Source organism: Ancylobacter gelatini (genome assembly GCF_022601675.1).
GTDB lineage: Bacteria > Pseudomonadota > Alphaproteobacteria > Rhizobiales > Xanthobacteraceae > Ancylobacter > Ancylobacter gelatini.
The window spans coordinates 261,968-276,317 of the sequence record NZ_JAKVIL010000005.1 but is presented as its reverse complement, the minus strand read 5'-3'; the positions used below and the strand labels follow the sequence as shown (position 1 = coordinate 276,317).

Below are 14,350 nucleotides of genomic sequence, written 5' to 3'. Positions count from 1 at the left end.
AGGGGGTGGTGGCGGCCTCAGCCGCCGCCGCCCTTTTCGGTTGCCGGCGCGGCCGGCGGCTCGACCGCGGCCTTCTGCGCCTCGGTCGAGGGCTGTTCGGTCTTCTGCATCACCGGCGCGTCGGGATCGGCCTTGTCGGCCTTGTCCGCCTCGTCGAGCCCGACCGCGATCTTGCGCTCGATACGCGCCAGATCGGCCGGCTCCGCGCCGAGATCGCGGGCGTGGTTCCACTTGAACTTGGCTTCCAGCCGGCGCCCGACCTTCCAGTAGGCATCGCCGAGATGGTCGTTGATCACCGATTCGTTCGGCTTCAGCTCGACCGCGCGCTCCAGTTCCTCGACCGCCTCATTGTACTTGCCGGTGCGGTAATAGGCCCAGCCGAGACTGTCGATGAAGAAGCCGTCATCAGGACGCAGCGTCACCGCCTTGCGGATCATCTCCATGCCCTCGTCGAGATTGACGCCCTGGTCGATCCACGAATAGCCGAGATAATTCAGCACATGCGGCTGGTCGGGGCGCAGTTCCAGCGCCTTGCGCAGATCCGCCTCGGACTTGTCCCACTGCTTGGTGCGCTCATAGGCGGTGCCGCGGAAATAGAACAGCATCCAGTTATTGCCCGACGGCGTGCCAAGCAGGTCGATGGCGTGGGTATAGACCTCGGCCGCCTCGGCATATTTGTCATTGGCGCGCAGCACGTCGCCGAGCGCCATCTTGGCGCGGACGTCCTTCGGGTTGTTGGCGACCACCGTCTCCAGCGCGGTGCGGGCCGCGGCGAAATCGCCGGCGGCGTCGAGATTGAGGCCGAGCTGGATGTCGGCGTTCTCGCGGAACGGCGAATCCTTGGGCACCGCGCGGAACAGCGCGATCGCCTCGTCGTGCTTCTTCAGGTTCTCGTAGAGATTGGCCAGCGTGATGTTGATCAGCGGGTGCGAGGGATCGAGCCAGCGGCCGAGCTGGAGATAGATCAGCGCGAGGTCCTCCTCGCCCTGCCGGCCGAGCGCGGAACCGAGGCCGTAGAACACCTCGGCGGCGCCGGCCTGCGGCGAGGTGATCAGCGCGGGCAACGTCTTGCCGGCGCGCAGCGCCTCCAGCGACTGGCTAACCAGCGGATCGTCCGGCAGCAGCTTGTCGAAATTCTCATAGGTCTCGATGGCGAGCTGCTTGTTGCCGCTGCGCGAGGCCCAGCGGGCATAGGCGTCGACCACGCGCAGCGTGCGCGAATCGATCTTCAGCGCCTCGGCGAGCTTCTGGCCGGCCTCTTTCTTGGAACCGGCAAGCTCCAGCAGCAGGCCCGCATTGTAGTCCTTGAAGCCGGAATACCATTCCGGGCCCTGCAGCGCCTCGATGGCGGTGACGCCGGCGCGCGGATTGCCGGAGCCGTACTGGCTCCAGGCGGTGAGCAGCGTCTCGTTGAGCTTGGCGATGGCGTCCTGACCGGCGCGCTTCAGATTGGAGCGCGCGGTGATGTACTGCTTGGCCTTGATGGCGCGCACGCCAAGCACCAGCCGCGCCAGCCCGTGCTCGGGATCGATGCGCACGATGCGCTGTGCGAGGTCGACGGCCTCGTCGATCGAGCCGTCGGCGAGCATGATCAGGAAACCGCGTTCCAGAATCTCGCCATTGCGCGGGAAGGCCTGCACGAGCGCACGGTAATAGGCCGCCGCCGCAGTGGTATCGCGTTCGGACACGGCCAGGCGTGCCGCAAGGTAATTACCGGCGGGCGAGGAGCGCGCGATCAATCCGGGGGGCGGAGCTTCGGCAAAGGCGGGGCTGATGGAGCCGAACGCGAAAACCGGCCCCATGAGCGCGGCGATGATGGCCGCTCCCGGCCGCAGCGGCAAACGTCGAGACGTCAAGTCGGAAACCTCCTGCAGCGCATGGGCACCGCGAACCCTTGACGGTTCGCGGTTCGGCGCTCGCGGGCAGATTGGTCCTTTTTGCGCGCGCCCGCAACCGCAAGCCGCGCGCCGGTACCAAGCAATCCGCACTGCCGAGCGTGCAGGATTTCAGATGCGTCGGCCAAGAATAAGGCCGAGCAGTGCCGCGCCGGCTGCAATGCCGAGAATGGTGCCGCTGCCGACCCGCGGGGTGGACGGCGGAAGCTCGCCGGTGAGCGGGGCCGCCGTCGGCGGAGGCGCCACCGGGCCGAGACCGGCCAGCGGGTTGAAGCCATAGCCCGGGCGCGGAGCGGGACGGCGCAGCCGCGCATAGCCGAGAATCAGCAGCACGGTTGCGCCGATGAAGGAGATGGCGGCGATGAGCAATGCCGCGACCACCGGGTCATAGGCATCGGCCAGCGCGATGAACAGAGCGACCAGAAGCGCAACCAGCGCGCCGCCAAGCAGCAGCGCGCCGATCGCGAACAGAATCGCGGTTCCCGCCGCCCGGCGCAGGGCGCGGTCGAGCTCGACGCCGGCAAGCGACAGGATGAAGCGCAGCATCAGTTGCGGCCCCGCGTCAGCAGGCCGAACAGGAAGCCGATGCCGAGCGCCGCGGCGACGGCGCTGAGCGGGTTGCGCTCGATGGTGGAGCCGAGCTCGCTGGTGAGCCCCTGCGCGCGGGCCTTGGCTTCCTCATAGGCGGCGGTGCCTTCTTCGAGCAGGCCGGAGGCGGTGGCTTCGGCCCTCGCCGCGCCGGCGCGAACCTTCTGCCTCACCGCGTCGGTAACGGCTTCGCCCTCGGCCTTGGCCATGAGCGACAGGGTTTCGGCGAGCTTGGCGACATCCGCCCTCAGGACCGCCAGATCCTCGCTCAACTTGGCGAAATCATTCTGCGCGTCGGGTTCGGCCATGATGGTTCTCCTGAGCAATCATCGGTGATGCTGTCCCTTCAACGCGGCGGCATCACGGTAGGTTCCGCCATGATAGGCGGTGTTCAGGTGCGCAGGAACTCATAATATCCGGGCGTGCGGCCCTCGCGGATGGCCTTGGCCTCATAACGGGTGCCGGGCCAGCCGGCCCAGGGCAGGCGCCAGTCGTCGGCGCGGCGCGCGGTCCATTCGAAGCGCGGATCGGCCAGCATCTGGCGCAGCGTCCAGGCGGCGTAGCTCTCGATGTCGGTGGCGAAGCGGAAGCGCCCGCCCGGCTTCAGCACCCGGGCGATGCGCCCGATATTGTCGGCCTGCACGAAGCGACGCTTCCAGTGCCGGCGCTTGTGCCACGGATCGGGATAGAGCAGGTCCACCCGGTCGAGGCAGGCGTCCGGCAGGCGCTCCAGCAGCGGCACCACATCGTCGCCATGCAGGCGGATATTGTCGAGCCCGGCCTCGGCGACCGCGACCGTCGCCTTGGCGATGCCGTTGAGAAAGGCTTCCGCGCCGATGTAGCCGATATCGGGATGGCGCTTGGCCTCGCTCATCAGGTGCTCGGCGCCGCCGAAGCCGATTTCCAGCCGGAACGCGGTCATGGGGCGGGGAAACAGCGCGGCGAGCGGCTGGCCGGCGAGTGCGTCCAGCGGCACGGCGAGGCGCGGCAGGTCGCTGTCCATGCTCGCGGCCTGCGCGGCGCGCAGCGGCTTGCCCTTGCGCCGTCCATAGAAGGCGGCGTCGCGGCGGGCGGGGGCGGTGTCGTCGGGATCGGCGGTCATGTCACGAAGCGGCGGCGGCTCTTGAGACGGTCGATAAACGAAACGGGGCGGATCTGGGTCCGCCCCGCTTAAACGTCGTTGCCGGATCAGGCAATCGGCCGGTGCTCAGGCCACGGCGGCCTTGATGGCGTCGGCGAGGTCGGTGCGCTCCCAGGAGAAGCCGCCATCCTCTTCCGCCGGACGGCCGAAATGGCCATAGGCGGCGGTGCGCGCATAGATCGGCTTGTTGAGGGCGAGATGCTCGCGAATACCGCGCGGACGCAGGTTCATCACCTCGCGCAGGATCTTTTCGAGCCTGGCTTCCTCGACCTGGCCGGTGCCGTGCAGGTCGACATAGATCGCCAGCGGGTCGGAGACGCCGATGGCATAGGCGAGCTGGATGGTGGCGCGGTCGGCAAGGCCGGCGGCGACCACGTTCTTGGCGAGGTAGCGCGCGGCATAGGCGGCCGAGCGGTCGACCTTGGTCGGGTCCTTGCCGGAAAAGGCGCCGCCGCCATGGGGCGCCGCGCCGCCATAGGTGTCCACGATGATCTTGCGGCCGGTGAGGCCGCAATCACCGTCGGGACCGCCGATGACGAACTTGCCGGTCGGGTTGACGTGCCAGACGGTGGAGGGGGTGATCCAGCCCTGGGGCAGCGTCTCGCGAATATAGGGTTCCACGATCGACTGAACGTCGTGCGACGACAGGTCGGCGTCGAGGTGCTGGGTGGAGAGCACGATCTGCGTGACCTCGACCGGCTTGCCGCCCTCATAGCGCACGGTGACCTGGCTCTTGGCGTCCGGGCCGAGCACGGTGCTCTCGCCGGAATGGCGGGCCTCGGCGAGGCGCTTCAGGATCTTGTGGGCGTAGAAGATCGGGGCCGGCATCAGCTCCGGGGTCTCGCGGCAGGCATAGCCGAACATGATGCCCTGGTCGCCCGCGCCCTCGTCCTTGTTACTGGCCGAATCGACGCCCTGCGCGATGTCGGCCGACTGGGCGTGCAGCAGCACCTCGATGTCGGCATCCTGCCAGTGGAAGCCTTCCTGCTCGTAGCCGATATCCTTGATGGCAAGCCGCGCGAGGTGGACGATGAGGTCGTGGGTGATCTGCGCGGGTCCGCGGGTCTCGCCCGCGATCACGACGCGGTTGGTGGTGGCCAGCGTCTCGGAAGCGACGCGCAGATGGCTCGGATCCCAGCCGAATTCCGGCCCGAGGCGGAAAAAGGCGTCGACCACTTCATCGGAGATGCGGTCGCAAACCTTGTCGGGGTGGCCTTCGGAAACGGATTCGCTGGTGAACAGATAGTCTTGGCGGGACACGCGTCGGCTCCTCGGATATCTGCCGGCGCAAAGGGAAAGCCGGCGCTGGTGTTCTGGCAAGCGCCGGCGGAAGGGTCAAGAATTTTGGCGAACGCGTTCGGAAAAAAGAACGCCTCAGCCGGCGGCGGGAGCGTCCGCGAGGGATTCCACGAGGTCGACGATGCGCCGCCTCACCTTGGGATCGGCGATCCGGGTAAAGGCGCGGGTCAAGGCGAGGCCCTCGGAGGTCGCGAGGAAATCGTTGACATAGGCGGGCGAGGCATCCTCGGCGAAGCCGTCGCCAGCGGTGCCGGTCGGTGCGCCCTCGAAGAAGAAAGCCACGGGGACGCTCAGCACGCTGGAAATGTTCTGCAGGCGGCTCGCGCCGATGCGATTGGTGCCTTTTTCGTATTTTTGAATCTGCTGGAAAGTGATTCCCAAGCTCTCTCCAAGTTTCTCCTGACTCATCCCGACCATCATCCGCCGCATCCGGACGCGACTTCCGACATGTCTGTCAATTGGATTGGGAGACTTCTTGGTCATCATCTTCCCCAGCCTCAAGCAAAAAAATGCCCCCCTGCTCCGGCAAGGAGAAGGGAAGCGCTGCCTCATACCCGGCTAGTCTAGGCAAAGCGTGGGGCATCGTCGATCAATCTCCGCGTGCATAACGGCGTTGCAGCATAATTGTCACGATTAGGCACAAAAGTACAAGAAGCGGTGGTATCGAGCTGCCAACTCTCGAATAAATAGTCGTTTTCCCCGGTTCCGGGAGCGCTCCATCGAGGGTGCCGCGTACACCTAATGGTAGCATCCCGGTGATTCGACCCAGCGGATCGACGATCGCGGAAATACCGTTATTCGTGGCCCGCACCAGAGGCAGGCCTTCCTCTACGGCACGCAGGCGCGCCTGCTCGAAATGCTGGTAGGGACCCGGCGTAATGCCGAACCATGCATCGTTGCTGACATTGAGAAGAAAGCCGGGGCGGGCGTCCGGAGCCAGGTCGTCGGGCAGGATCCGGCCGGGGAAAATCGCCTCGTAGCAGATGAGCGGTACCGCCGGCGGCAGGCCGGGAATCGCCATAAGCTCGCGGCGCGGCGCCGCCGAGAAGCCGCCGCGCTGGCGGGTCAGCTGCTCGAAGCCGAGCCATTCCATGGTGTCCTGGAACGGCAGATATTCGCCGAACGGAACGAGATGCACCTTGTCCGCGGTCGCGAGGAAGGTGCCGTCCGGGCCCAGCACGCGCAGGCTGTTATAGGCGTCCGGCCTCGGCTGGCCCGGGCGCGGCTCCATGCGGGCGGCGCCGGTGATGAGCCGGGTGCCGGTCGGCCCGAGCAGGCCGCGCAGCCGCGCCAGCGCCTCGGGCTCACGTTCCAGAAAGAACGGAAACGCCGATTCCGGCCAGATCAGATGAGTGATGCCGGCAAGCCCGCCCGGCTGCTGGCTGGTGGCGATGTAGAGGTCCATCACCGAGCGGCGGGCGTCGTAGCGAAATTTCTGGTCCTGCGGCAGGTCGGGCTGCATCAGGCGCAGCTTCACATCCGGCACGAAGGTGGTGGGCGTGGTGGCGAGCCGCCAGGCGCCGGCGCCCCACAGGACGGCCAGCACCAGCGCGGCGAGCAGCGGCGGGCCAAGGCGGGCCTTGATGCCGCCTCGGGCGCCGAACAGCGCCGCGGGAGAGGCCAGCGTCGCCAGCGCGATCACGCACAGGCCGTAAAGGCCGACCACGGAAGCCGCCTGCGCCAGCCTCAGATCATTCGCCAGCGCATAGCCGAAATTGTTCCAGGGGAAGCCGGTGAGCACGGTGCCGCGCAGCCACTCGGCAAGGGTGAGCGCGCCCGCCAGCAGCAGGATGCGGCCCCGGCTTCCGCCCCAGCCCAGCGCGGCGAGCGCGCAGCCAAGGCCGGTAAACAAGGCCAGCCCCGCCGGCAGCGCCAGCACCGCAAACGGCATCAGCCAGGCGAAGGCGTCGGCCTGAACCAGGAAGGCCTGCCCGATCCACCACAGGCCGGCGAGGAAATAGCCCATGCCGAACAGCCAGCCGGTGGCGAAGCCGGGCCATAGCCGCGCGCGCGCCGGGCGACCCTCCAGCGCGACGTCCAGCAGCAGCACCAGCAGCGGCAGTGTCAGCGCCAGCAGCGGCCAGAGCGAGAAGGGCGGCATGGCAAGCGCGGAGACCGCGCCGGCCAGAAAAGCCAGCCCGCCGCGCTTTCGCGTCGACAGGCGGCGCAGGCGCTGCGGCAGGCCCATCAGGGCACGGCCGATCCGCCCGGTGGCCGGAGCCGGGCGCGGGGCTTCAAGGGCCACCCGCCCGGCCTCGCCCGGCGCTTCAGGCGGCATCCGGGCCGCGCGCGGATGCCGAATGATGCGCGCCGGCCTGTTCGGCGGGCGGCGGCAGGCTGCCGGGAACCGGGCGTCCGCGCAGGGCGGGCTCGTCCTCGCGGACGGCCACCCGGTCGGCCGCGCCGCGCGCGGCGGCGATGCGCAGGCGCTTCACCCGGCGCGGATCGGCGTCCAGCACCTCGATCTCGAAACCGCCGGGCCCGGCGACGATCTCGCCACGCACCGGCACGCGGCCGGCGAGCGTGACCAGAAGGCCGCCCAGCGTGTCGACCTCCTCGGCCTCTTCACCGGCGGCGAAGGCGGGATCGACCTCCTCGGCCACGTCTTCGAGATTGGCGCGGGCGTCGGCGATGAAGCTGCCGTCCGGCTGGCGGGCGATCAGCGGGGTCTCGTCGTCATCGTGCTCGTCCTCGATGTCGCCGACGATCTCCTCGACCAGATCTTCCATCGAGACGATGCCGTCGGTTCCGCCATATTCGTCGATGACCAAGGCCAGATGGATGCGGCTCGCCTGCATGCTGGCCAGCAGCTCGATCGAGGGCATGGAGGGCGGCACGAACAGCAGGCGGCGGATCAGCTTGGCGGAAGACAGCGAGGCCGACAGGTCGATCGCCTTGAGATTGAAGGCGGGCACCAGCGCCTTGCCGCGCGGCGCGCGCTCGCCCACGCGCTCGTCGCTGTCCCGGGGGGCCGCGTCCCGCGTGACGGCGTCCCTGGCAGCGGAGCGGGCGGCGCCGGGGCGGGCGGACATGGCGCGCTGGGTGAGATAGGTCACGAGGTCGCGGATGTGGACCATGCCGACCGGGTCGTCGAGCGTGTCGTCATAGACCACGAGGCGGGAATGGCCGGCATCGGCGAAGACGGCGAGCAGTTCGCCCAGCGAAATGTCCTTCTGCACCGCCACGATGTCCGCGCGGGGCACCATCACGTCGCCGATGCGCAGCTCGCGCAGCTCCAGAATGCTCTTGAGCATGGAGCGCTCGGTCGCGGTCAGGTCCGCGCCGGCATCGGAGTTGGCGGCAAGCACCTCGGCGAGGTCGCTGCGCAGCGAGCCGGTGGAGCGCCAGCCGCCGATCAGGCCGCGAAGCCGATCGATCAGGCCGCCGCGAGGGTCGGTCGCGCGAACCTCGCCGGTGCGTCGCGGGCCGGCGGTGGGACTACTTGGCCCCTCGCTGCCGGAATTGTCGGCAGCGGAGGGCGAGGTATGGGGAACGGGGTCGGACATAGCCTTGCTTCTTCTGGCCTTCTTCTAGGACGCCTGAGATACGGGTTCGGTTTCGGCATAGGGATCGGGCACGCCAAGCGATGCGAGCACCGCGCGCTCCATCGCCTCCATCTCCTCCGCCTCCTCGGGGACCTCGTGGTCATAGCCGAGCAGGTGCAGCGTGCCGTGCACCGCGAGGTGCACGAGATGGTCGGCGAAGGGCTTGGCCTCGCTCGTCGCCTCGCGCTCAAGGGTCTCGATGGCGATGGCGATGTCGCCGAGATGGGGATCGCCGCCGCGCCGCGCCACCTCCGGCGTGGGGAAGGACAGGACATTGGTCGCCTTGTCCTTGCCGCGCCAGTCGCGGTTGAGCGCGCGGATGCCGGCATCGTCGGTGAGCATCACCGCGATCTCCGCCCCCTCGATGTCCAGCTCATACTCGGTGGCCGCGCCCTCGCAGGCCGCGATCACCGCCCGCGTCACGAGACTTTCGGCGTCGGGCACGGCATCCCAGGCGGGCGCCTCCACCAGCACGTCGATCTCGATGGCGGGGCGCTCGCTCATCGCGGCGGCACCTTCGCGATGGCGGCGGCGCGGTCGGTCGCGGCCTTGGTGTCATAGGCGGCGACGATGCGCCCGACCAGTTCGTGGCGCACCACGTCGGCGGCGTTGAAGTGGCACACCTCGACACCCTCGACCTCGCCGAGCAGCCCGACGGCCTCGGCAAGGCCCGAGGTCTGGCCGGGAGGCAGGTCGATCTGGCTCGGGTCGCCGGTGATGATCATGTGCGAATTCTCGCCCAGACGGGTCAGGAACATCTTCATCTGCATCGACGTCGTGTTCTGCGCCTCGTCGAGGATGACGCAGGCATTGGCCAGCGTGCGGCCGCGCATGAAGGCCAGCGGCGCGATCTCGATCTCGCCGGAGGTCAGCGCCCGCTCGACGAAGGCGCGGTCCATCAGGTCGTGGAGCGCATCATAGATCGGACGCAGATAGGGGTCGACCTTCTCTTTCATGTCGCCGGGCAGGAAGCCGAGCCGTTCCCCGGCCTCCACCGCCGGGCGCGACAGGATGATCTTGTCCACCACCCGCCGCTCCAGCAGGTGCACGGCATAGGCGACGGCGAGCCAGGTCTTGCCGGTGCCGGCCGGGCCGACGCCGAACACCAGCGTCTGGCGCTTGAGCGCGCGGATATAGGCGTCCTGCGCGGCGGTGCGGGCGCGCACCGGGCGGCGGCGGAGCTGGATCTCGTCGAAGCTCTGCTTGCGCGCGGCGGGGTCGAAATCGAACAGGAAGCCCTGGCTGGCGGCCTCGCGCAGCACGCCCTCGACATCACCGGGGGCGATCTCGCCGCCCTTCTTCAGCCGGGCATAGAGCGTCTCCAGCACATGGCGCGCCTGATCGCAGGCCTCGCGCGGGCCCTCCAGCGTGACATGGTTGCCGCGCTGCTCGGCCACGATTTCCAGCCGACGCTCGATCAAAGCGAGGTTCTGGCCGTAATGGCCGAACAGCAGGCTGGCGAGCCTGTTGTCGTCGAAGGCGAGGACGGTCTGGTTGGTGGCGTCGACGGTGGGTGTCATCCAGCGTGCCGTTGTGTCGGAGGAGGAGGCGGGCGTTCGGGGCGGGCGGGTCCCGGCCGTTGTGGTTCCCGCACGGGCACTTACCAAGGCACGATCGGAATCAGACCCGGATCGACGCACGCTTATGCCTCCACTTTCTCGCTCTGCCCAATGGAACCCATGAACCGGGCCGCGGGTTCGCCGCGGCCGTCGAAGAATTCGCCGCCGAGGATCTGCCCCGACATGCTCTTGGTGGACACCTCGCGCACCTCGACGGTGGCGAGCGTGCCGATCGCCTCCGGCGGCGCCAGCACCACCACGGACTGGAGCCAGGGCGAGCGGCCGATGAGCTGGCCCGGCAGCTTGCCGTGCTTTTCCAGCAGAATGTCGAAGCGCCGGCCACGGCAGGCTGCGTCGAATTCCGCCTTCTGCCGGTCGAGCAGGGCCTGCAGCGCGTAGATGCGCTGCGACTTCACCTCTTCGGGAAGCTGGCCGGCCATGGTCGCGGCCGGCGTGCCGGGACGCGGGGAATATTTGAACGAGAAGGCGCCAGCGAAGCGCACCTTCTCCACGAGGTCCATGGTGTCGGCAAAATCCTCGTCGGTCTCGCCGGGGAAGCCGACGATGAAATCCGAGGAGAAGGCGATGTCGGGACGCGCCGCGCGCACGCGCTCCACGGTCTCGAAGAACAGCTCGCGGTCATGCTTGCGGTTCATCGCCGCCAGAATGCGGTTGGAGCCGGACTGCACCGGCAGGTGCAGATAGGGCATGAGCTGGGGCAGATCGCGATGGGCGGCGATCAGTTCCTCGTCCATGTCGCGCGGGTGGCTGGTGGTGTAGCGCACGCGGGCGATGCCCGGCACCTCGACGATGGCGCGGATGAGCCCCGGAAGATTCACCGGCCGGCCGGCCGCGTCCTCGCCGTGATAGGCGTTGACGTTCTGCCCGATCAGCGTGACCTCGCGCACGCCGCCATCGGCGAGGCGGCGCACTTCCTCGACGATCTTCGCCACCGGCCGCGAGACTTCCGCCCCGCGCGTATAGGGCACCACGCAGAAGGTGCAGAATTTGTCGCAGCCTTCCTGCACGGTGACGAAGGCGGTGGGGCCACGCTTGGCGATGGCCGCGCGCGAGGGGGCGGCGAGATGGTCGAACTTGTCCTCGACCGGGAACTCGGTCTCGACGATGCCCGCGCGGCGATTCGAGCCGCGAAGCTCGGCCTGCGCGATCAGCTCGGGCAGCTTGTGGTAGCTCTGCGGGCCGACCACCAGGTCGACCGAGCGGGCGCGCTTGATGATTTCCGCGCCTTCGGCCTGCGCCACGCAGCCGGCGACCGCGACCATCTGGCGGCGGCCCAGCTCGTCCTGGCTTTTGCGCAGCCGGCCAAGCTCGGAATAGACCTTCTCGGCGGCCTTCTCGCGGATATGGCAGGTGTTGAGAATGACCAGATCGGCGTCCTCCGCCGTCTGTGTCTCGACATAACCCTCATGCGCGAGCTGATCCGTCATGCGCTGGGCGTCATAGACGTTCATCTGGCAGCCGAAGGACTTGATATAAAGTTTGCGCGGTTCACTCATGCGTGTCGATCGAGCTGTGCCGCACCGTCTCGGCAAGCGAGAGGCCGGTCAAATCCCTTGAAAACATTGCGCGCGTCAGATGCGCCGCCAATGAGGCGCCCCCGCTATTCGCCGCTCGTTCCCAGCTTGAGATCGTCCACGTCTCCGATCGGTGACACCTCATTCCTGTGTAGCCGGATTCCCGCCAAAAGGGAATGCGGCCGCCAGAAGTAAAGCGGGGGTTAATGCCCTGAATCGACGCGCGGGTTCAGCGAGCGGGCGAGCATGGCGCGCACCCGGCGCTCGGCCTCGCCCGCCGCCGCCTTGCGGTTGCCAGCGTCGATCACCTCGCCGAAGCGCAGTTCGACATCGAGCGTGCCGCGCCGCAGCACTTCCATCAGGTGCGCGGCGAGGTCCATGTCGCCATACCAGGCGACCAGCGGGCGGCGCGTGCGCCCGAGCGACACCCCGCCTTGCGCGACATAGGCGATGGCCAGCGGCTGGACGGCCGCGTGCTCGCCGGCGCCCCGGCTCGCCGCGCCGAGCAGGGCGGAGCGGAAGGCGAGCACACGGTTGCCGTCGCTGGAGGTGCCCTCGGCGAACAGCACCACCGGGTCGCCGTCGCCGAGCCGGCCGGCGATCTCCCCAGCCGCGCGGCCGGTGGCGGCGCGCGCCGTGCGGTCGACGAAGACCGTGCGCTGCAGCCTGGCCAGCAGCCCGATGCCGGGCCAGCGGCCGACCTCGCTCTTGGCGACGAAGCACAGCGGGAACTGCGCGCCGAGCACGCAGATATCGAGCCAGGAGACGTGATTGGCGACAAGGAGCAGCGGCCGGGCCGGCACCGGCGCGCCGGTGACGCGCACCCTTATCCCGATCAGCGCCAGCACCGCGCGATGATAGAGCACCGGAATCCGCCGCCGCGCCTTCAGCTTCAGCGCCACGGCGCCGGCCTGCAGGGGAATGCCGACAAGGGTGAGCGCCACGACCGGCACCAGCACCAGCCAGGCACGAAGGCTGGCCGTGCGCACGGGGGCTCAGCCCTTCTTCTTGGCGTCGAGCGGCACGCCGTAAAGCTCCAGCCGGTGGCCGATCAGCTTGTAGCCGAGCTTGCGGGCGATCTCTTCCTGAAGATGCTCGATCTCCTCGGAGCGGAACTCGACGACATGGCCGGAGCGGATGTCGATCAAATGGTCATGGTGCTCGTCGGGCACCGGCTCGTAGCGCGAGCGGCCGTCGCGGAAATCGTGGCGCTCGATGATGCCGGCATCCTCGAACAGCTTCACCGTGCGGTAGACGGTGGAGATGGAGATCCGGTCATCGACCGCCGCCGCGCGCCGGTGCAGTTCCTCGACATCGGGATGGTCCTGCGCGTCGGCGATCACGCGCGCGATGACGCGCCGCTGGTCGGTCATGCGCAGGCCGAGCGTGACGCAGGCATCCTCGATGGCGGTCGGCTTCTCGTCGTTCATATCCGGCGGGTCTCCCGTCTCCGGCGCCTTATGGAACAGGGGAGCCCGCGAGGGCAACCCTTGGCTCGGCTCGTCGAGGCCTGCGCCTCAGGCGATGTCCCGCCGCATCACGATCGCCGTGGCGGACGCGCCCGTGGCGGTGCGATAATAATCCCGCCGCCGGGCGATTTCACGAAAGCCGAGATGCTCGTATAGCCGCAGGGCCGATGCGTTGCCGTCCTCGACTTCCAGGAACACGGTGCGGAATCCCTCTGCCGCCAGCAGGGAAAAACCGCGCTCCAGCAGCTTTCGGCCGATTCCCTCGCCCCGGCGGGCGCGGGCCACGGCCACCGAGAGGATTTCGGTCTCCGGCCGCACGCCCTTGAACAGCACGAAGCCGACCGCCGGGCCGCCGGCTCCCGCCGTGGCGAGAAAGGCGCGGGCGAGCGGATCGGCGAGCAGGCGTTCGAACTCGGCGCTGTCCCACGCGATGTGAAACCCCTCGGCGTGGAGCCGGGCGAAGCTGTCGGCATCGGCGGGCGAGGCCCCGCGCAGGTGCAGGGCGCGGCGCGGGAAGCCGAGCCGGCCGCCCAGCCACGCCAGCGCCCGGCTCATCATCGGGACCTGCCGATCATCGCCTTGCGATCCGCGCCGCCGTCTGCGGCTTGGCGTCGGCGTCGCGCAGATAGAGCGGGCGCGGCTCGGAGCGCGCGGGATCGGCGACGGAGGCGAGGCGCGCCAGCCACACCGGATCTGGCACCGCCTCGGGCGAGACCAGCACCGGCGGGCGCTCGCCGGAGGGCCAGTGCTCGGCCAGCAGCGCCGCCCCGGAGCCGACCAGTCGCACCGGGCCATTGGACACCGCCCGCGCGGCGTCGCGCAGCGCCATGGCGCGCGGACCGACCAGCAGGCGGCCGCCGGGGCCGATCATCTGGAGGTAGACATTGCCGTGCCGGGCATCGATCGCCGCCGCGACCGGGATGCTGTCATCGGTGGCGAAGAGCGGGGCGGCGAGCGTCGCCAGCGTCGAGATGCCGATCACCGGACGCCCGGTCGCGAGGCCGAAGCTGCGGGCGGCGGAGAGGCCGACGCGCAGCCCGGTGAAGCTGCCGGGACCTACCGTGACCGCGAACAGGTCGATGTCGCGGAAGTCCATGCCGGCGCCGTCCATCAGCCGCTGCACCAGCGGAATCAGCGCCTCGGCATGGCCGCGCTCCATCGCCAGGCTTTCGCTGGCGAGGGTGCGGTCCTCGGCGATGTCGTGGAGCGCGGCGGAGCACGCTTCCAGAGCGGTATCGATGGCGAGAATCAGCATGGGCCTTCCGTCACATCTCGCCTCACCATGCGCACGGCCGGCGGGCGAAGGAAAGTGGCGGCCG

At 68.9% G+C, this 14,350-nt stretch carries 15 protein-coding genes; all 15 read right to left on the bottom strand.

The features are described 5' to 3' along the window. Window positions 1-17 precede the first annotated feature (17 nt). The gene (locus MKI84_RS11460) at window positions 18-1,802 is read right to left on the bottom strand and encodes a tetratricopeptide repeat protein (protein ID WP_425353832.1); all 1,785 of its coding nucleotides are present in this window, start codon (window positions 1,800-1,802) and stop codon (window positions 18-20) included. A 204-nt stretch (window positions 1,803-2,006) separates the two neighbouring features. Continuing rightward, a complete protein-coding gene (locus tag MKI84_RS11455) occupies window positions 2,007-2,441 on the bottom strand; it encodes a phage holin family protein (protein ID WP_241619578.1) in 435 nt (144 codons plus the stop codon). After that, window positions 2,441-2,791 carry a hypothetical protein gene (locus MKI84_RS11450; protein WP_241619577.1) on the bottom strand — a complete coding sequence of 117 codons (351 nt, stop codon included), beginning with the start codon at window positions 2,789-2,791 and terminating at the stop codon, window positions 2,441-2,443. Before MKI84_RS11450 ends, MKI84_RS11455 begins: the two co-directional genes overlap by 1 nt. 83 nt (window positions 2,792-2,874) lie before the next feature. Beyond that, window positions 2,875-3,585 (bottom strand): tRNA (guanine(46)-N(7))-methyltransferase TrmB, encoded by a 711-nt coding sequence (trmB, locus tag MKI84_RS11445; protein ID WP_241619575.1) that lies wholly within the window; start codon window positions 3,583-3,585, stop codon window positions 2,875-2,877. A gap of 105 nt (window positions 3,586-3,690) precedes the next feature. Then, window positions 3,691-4,884: a methionine adenosyltransferase gene (metK, locus tag MKI84_RS11440; RefSeq protein WP_241619574.1), complete on the bottom strand. Its 1,194-nt coding sequence runs from the start codon at window positions 4,882-4,884 to the stop codon at window positions 3,691-3,693. Between the two features lie 114 nt (window positions 4,885-4,998). Then, on the bottom strand, window positions 4,999-5,406 hold the full coding sequence (locus MKI84_RS11435; protein WP_241619654.1) for a helix-turn-helix domain-containing protein: 408 nt from the start codon (window positions 5,404-5,406) through the stop codon (window positions 4,999-5,001). Window positions 5,407-5,512: 106 nt separating this feature from the next. Then, window positions 5,513-7,111 (bottom strand): apolipoprotein N-acyltransferase, encoded by a 1,599-nt coding sequence (gene lnt / locus MKI84_RS11430; protein ID WP_241619653.1) that lies wholly within the window; start codon window positions 7,109-7,111, stop codon window positions 5,513-5,515. 79 nt (window positions 7,112-7,190) lie between these two features. Next, window positions 7,191-8,429, bottom strand: coding sequence for a transporter associated domain-containing protein (locus MKI84_RS11425; RefSeq protein WP_241619573.1), 1,239 nt, complete (start codon window positions 8,427-8,429; stop codon window positions 7,191-7,193). Between the two features lie 24 nt (window positions 8,430-8,453). Then, the gene (ybeY, locus tag MKI84_RS11420) at window positions 8,454-8,972 is read right to left on the bottom strand and encodes an rRNA maturation RNase YbeY (protein ID WP_241619572.1); all 519 of its coding nucleotides are present in this window, start codon (window positions 8,970-8,972) and stop codon (window positions 8,454-8,456) included. Further along, window positions 8,969-9,988: a PhoH family protein gene (locus MKI84_RS11415; protein WP_241619571.1), complete on the bottom strand. Its 1,020-nt coding sequence runs from the start codon at window positions 9,986-9,988 to the stop codon at window positions 8,969-8,971. Before MKI84_RS11415 ends, ybeY begins: the two co-directional genes overlap by 4 nt. Before the next feature lie 122 nt (window positions 9,989-10,110). Beyond that, on the bottom strand, window positions 10,111-11,544 hold the full coding sequence (gene miaB / locus MKI84_RS11410) for a tRNA (N6-isopentenyl adenosine(37)-C2)-methylthiotransferase MiaB (RefSeq protein WP_241619569.1): 1,434 nt from the start codon (window positions 11,542-11,544) through the stop codon (window positions 10,111-10,113). 221 nt (window positions 11,545-11,765) lie between these two features. Beyond that, window positions 11,766-12,551 carry a lyso-ornithine lipid O-acyltransferase gene (gene olsA / locus MKI84_RS11405; RefSeq protein WP_241619568.1) on the bottom strand — a complete coding sequence of 262 codons (786 nt, stop codon included), beginning with the start codon at window positions 12,549-12,551 and terminating at the stop codon, window positions 11,766-11,768. Window positions 12,552-12,557: 6 nt separating this feature from the next. Beyond that, a complete protein-coding gene (locus MKI84_RS11400; protein ID WP_241619567.1) occupies window positions 12,558-12,992 on the bottom strand; it encodes a Fur family transcriptional regulator in 435 nt (144 codons plus the stop codon). An 87-nt stretch (window positions 12,993-13,079) separates the two neighbouring features. Then, entirely contained in the window at window positions 13,080-13,586 is a 507-nt protein-coding gene (locus tag MKI84_RS11395; protein ID WP_241619566.1) for a GNAT family N-acetyltransferase, read from the bottom strand. Between the two features lie 16 nt (window positions 13,587-13,602). Then, a complete protein-coding gene (gene tsaB / locus MKI84_RS11390; protein WP_241619565.1) occupies window positions 13,603-14,286 on the bottom strand; it encodes a tRNA (adenosine(37)-N6)-threonylcarbamoyltransferase complex dimerization subunit type 1 TsaB in 684 nt (227 codons plus the stop codon). Window positions 14,287-14,350: the final 64 nt, after the last annotated feature.

Bases quoted from the DNA above. Each gene is read 5' to 3' on its own strand.
- tsaB (WP_241619565.1), bottom strand. From the start codon at position 14,286: ATGCTGATTCTCGCCATCGATACCGCTCTGGAAGCGTGCTCCGCCGCG.
- miaB (WP_241619569.1), bottom strand. From the start codon at position 11,544: ATGAGTGAACCGCGCAAACTTTATATCAAGTCCTTCGGCTGCCAGATG.
- MKI84_RS11395 (WP_241619566.1), bottom strand. From the start codon at position 13,586: ATGAGCCGGGCGCTGGCGTGGCTGGGCGGCCGGCTCGGCTTCCCGCGC.
- MKI84_RS11455 (WP_241619578.1), bottom strand. From the start codon at position 2,441: ATGCTGCGCTTCATCCTGTCGCTTGCCGGCGTCGAGCTCGACCGCGCC.
- MKI84_RS11415 (WP_241619571.1), bottom strand. From the start codon at position 9,988: ATGACACCCACCGTCGACGCCACCAACCAGACCGTCCTCGCCTTCGAC.
- MKI84_RS11400 (WP_241619567.1), bottom strand. From the start codon at position 12,992: ATGAACGACGAGAAGCCGACCGCCATCGAGGATGCCTGCGTCACGCTC.
- lnt (WP_241619653.1), bottom strand. From the start codon at position 7,111: ATGGGCCTGCCGCAGCGCCTGCGCCGCCTGTCGACGCGAAAGCGCGGC.
- MKI84_RS11460 (WP_425353832.1), bottom strand. From the start codon at position 1,802: ATGGGGCCGGTTTTCGCGTTCGGCTCCATCAGCCCCGCCTTTGCCGAA.
- trmB (WP_241619575.1), bottom strand. From the start codon at position 3,585: ATGACCGCCGATCCCGACGACACCGCCCCCGCCCGCCGCGACGCCGCC.
- MKI84_RS11425 (WP_241619573.1), bottom strand. From the start codon at position 8,429: ATGTCCGACCCCGTTCCCCATACCTCGCCCTCCGCTGCCGACAATTCC.
- MKI84_RS11435 (WP_241619654.1), bottom strand. From the start codon at position 5,406: ATGACCAAGAAGTCTCCCAATCCAATTGACAGACATGTCGGAAGTCGC.
- MKI84_RS11450 (WP_241619577.1), bottom strand. From the start codon at position 2,791: ATGGCCGAACCCGACGCGCAGAATGATTTCGCCAAGTTGAGCGAGGAT.
- ybeY (WP_241619572.1), bottom strand. From the start codon at position 8,972: ATGAGCGAGCGCCCCGCCATCGAGATCGACGTGCTGGTGGAGGCGCCC.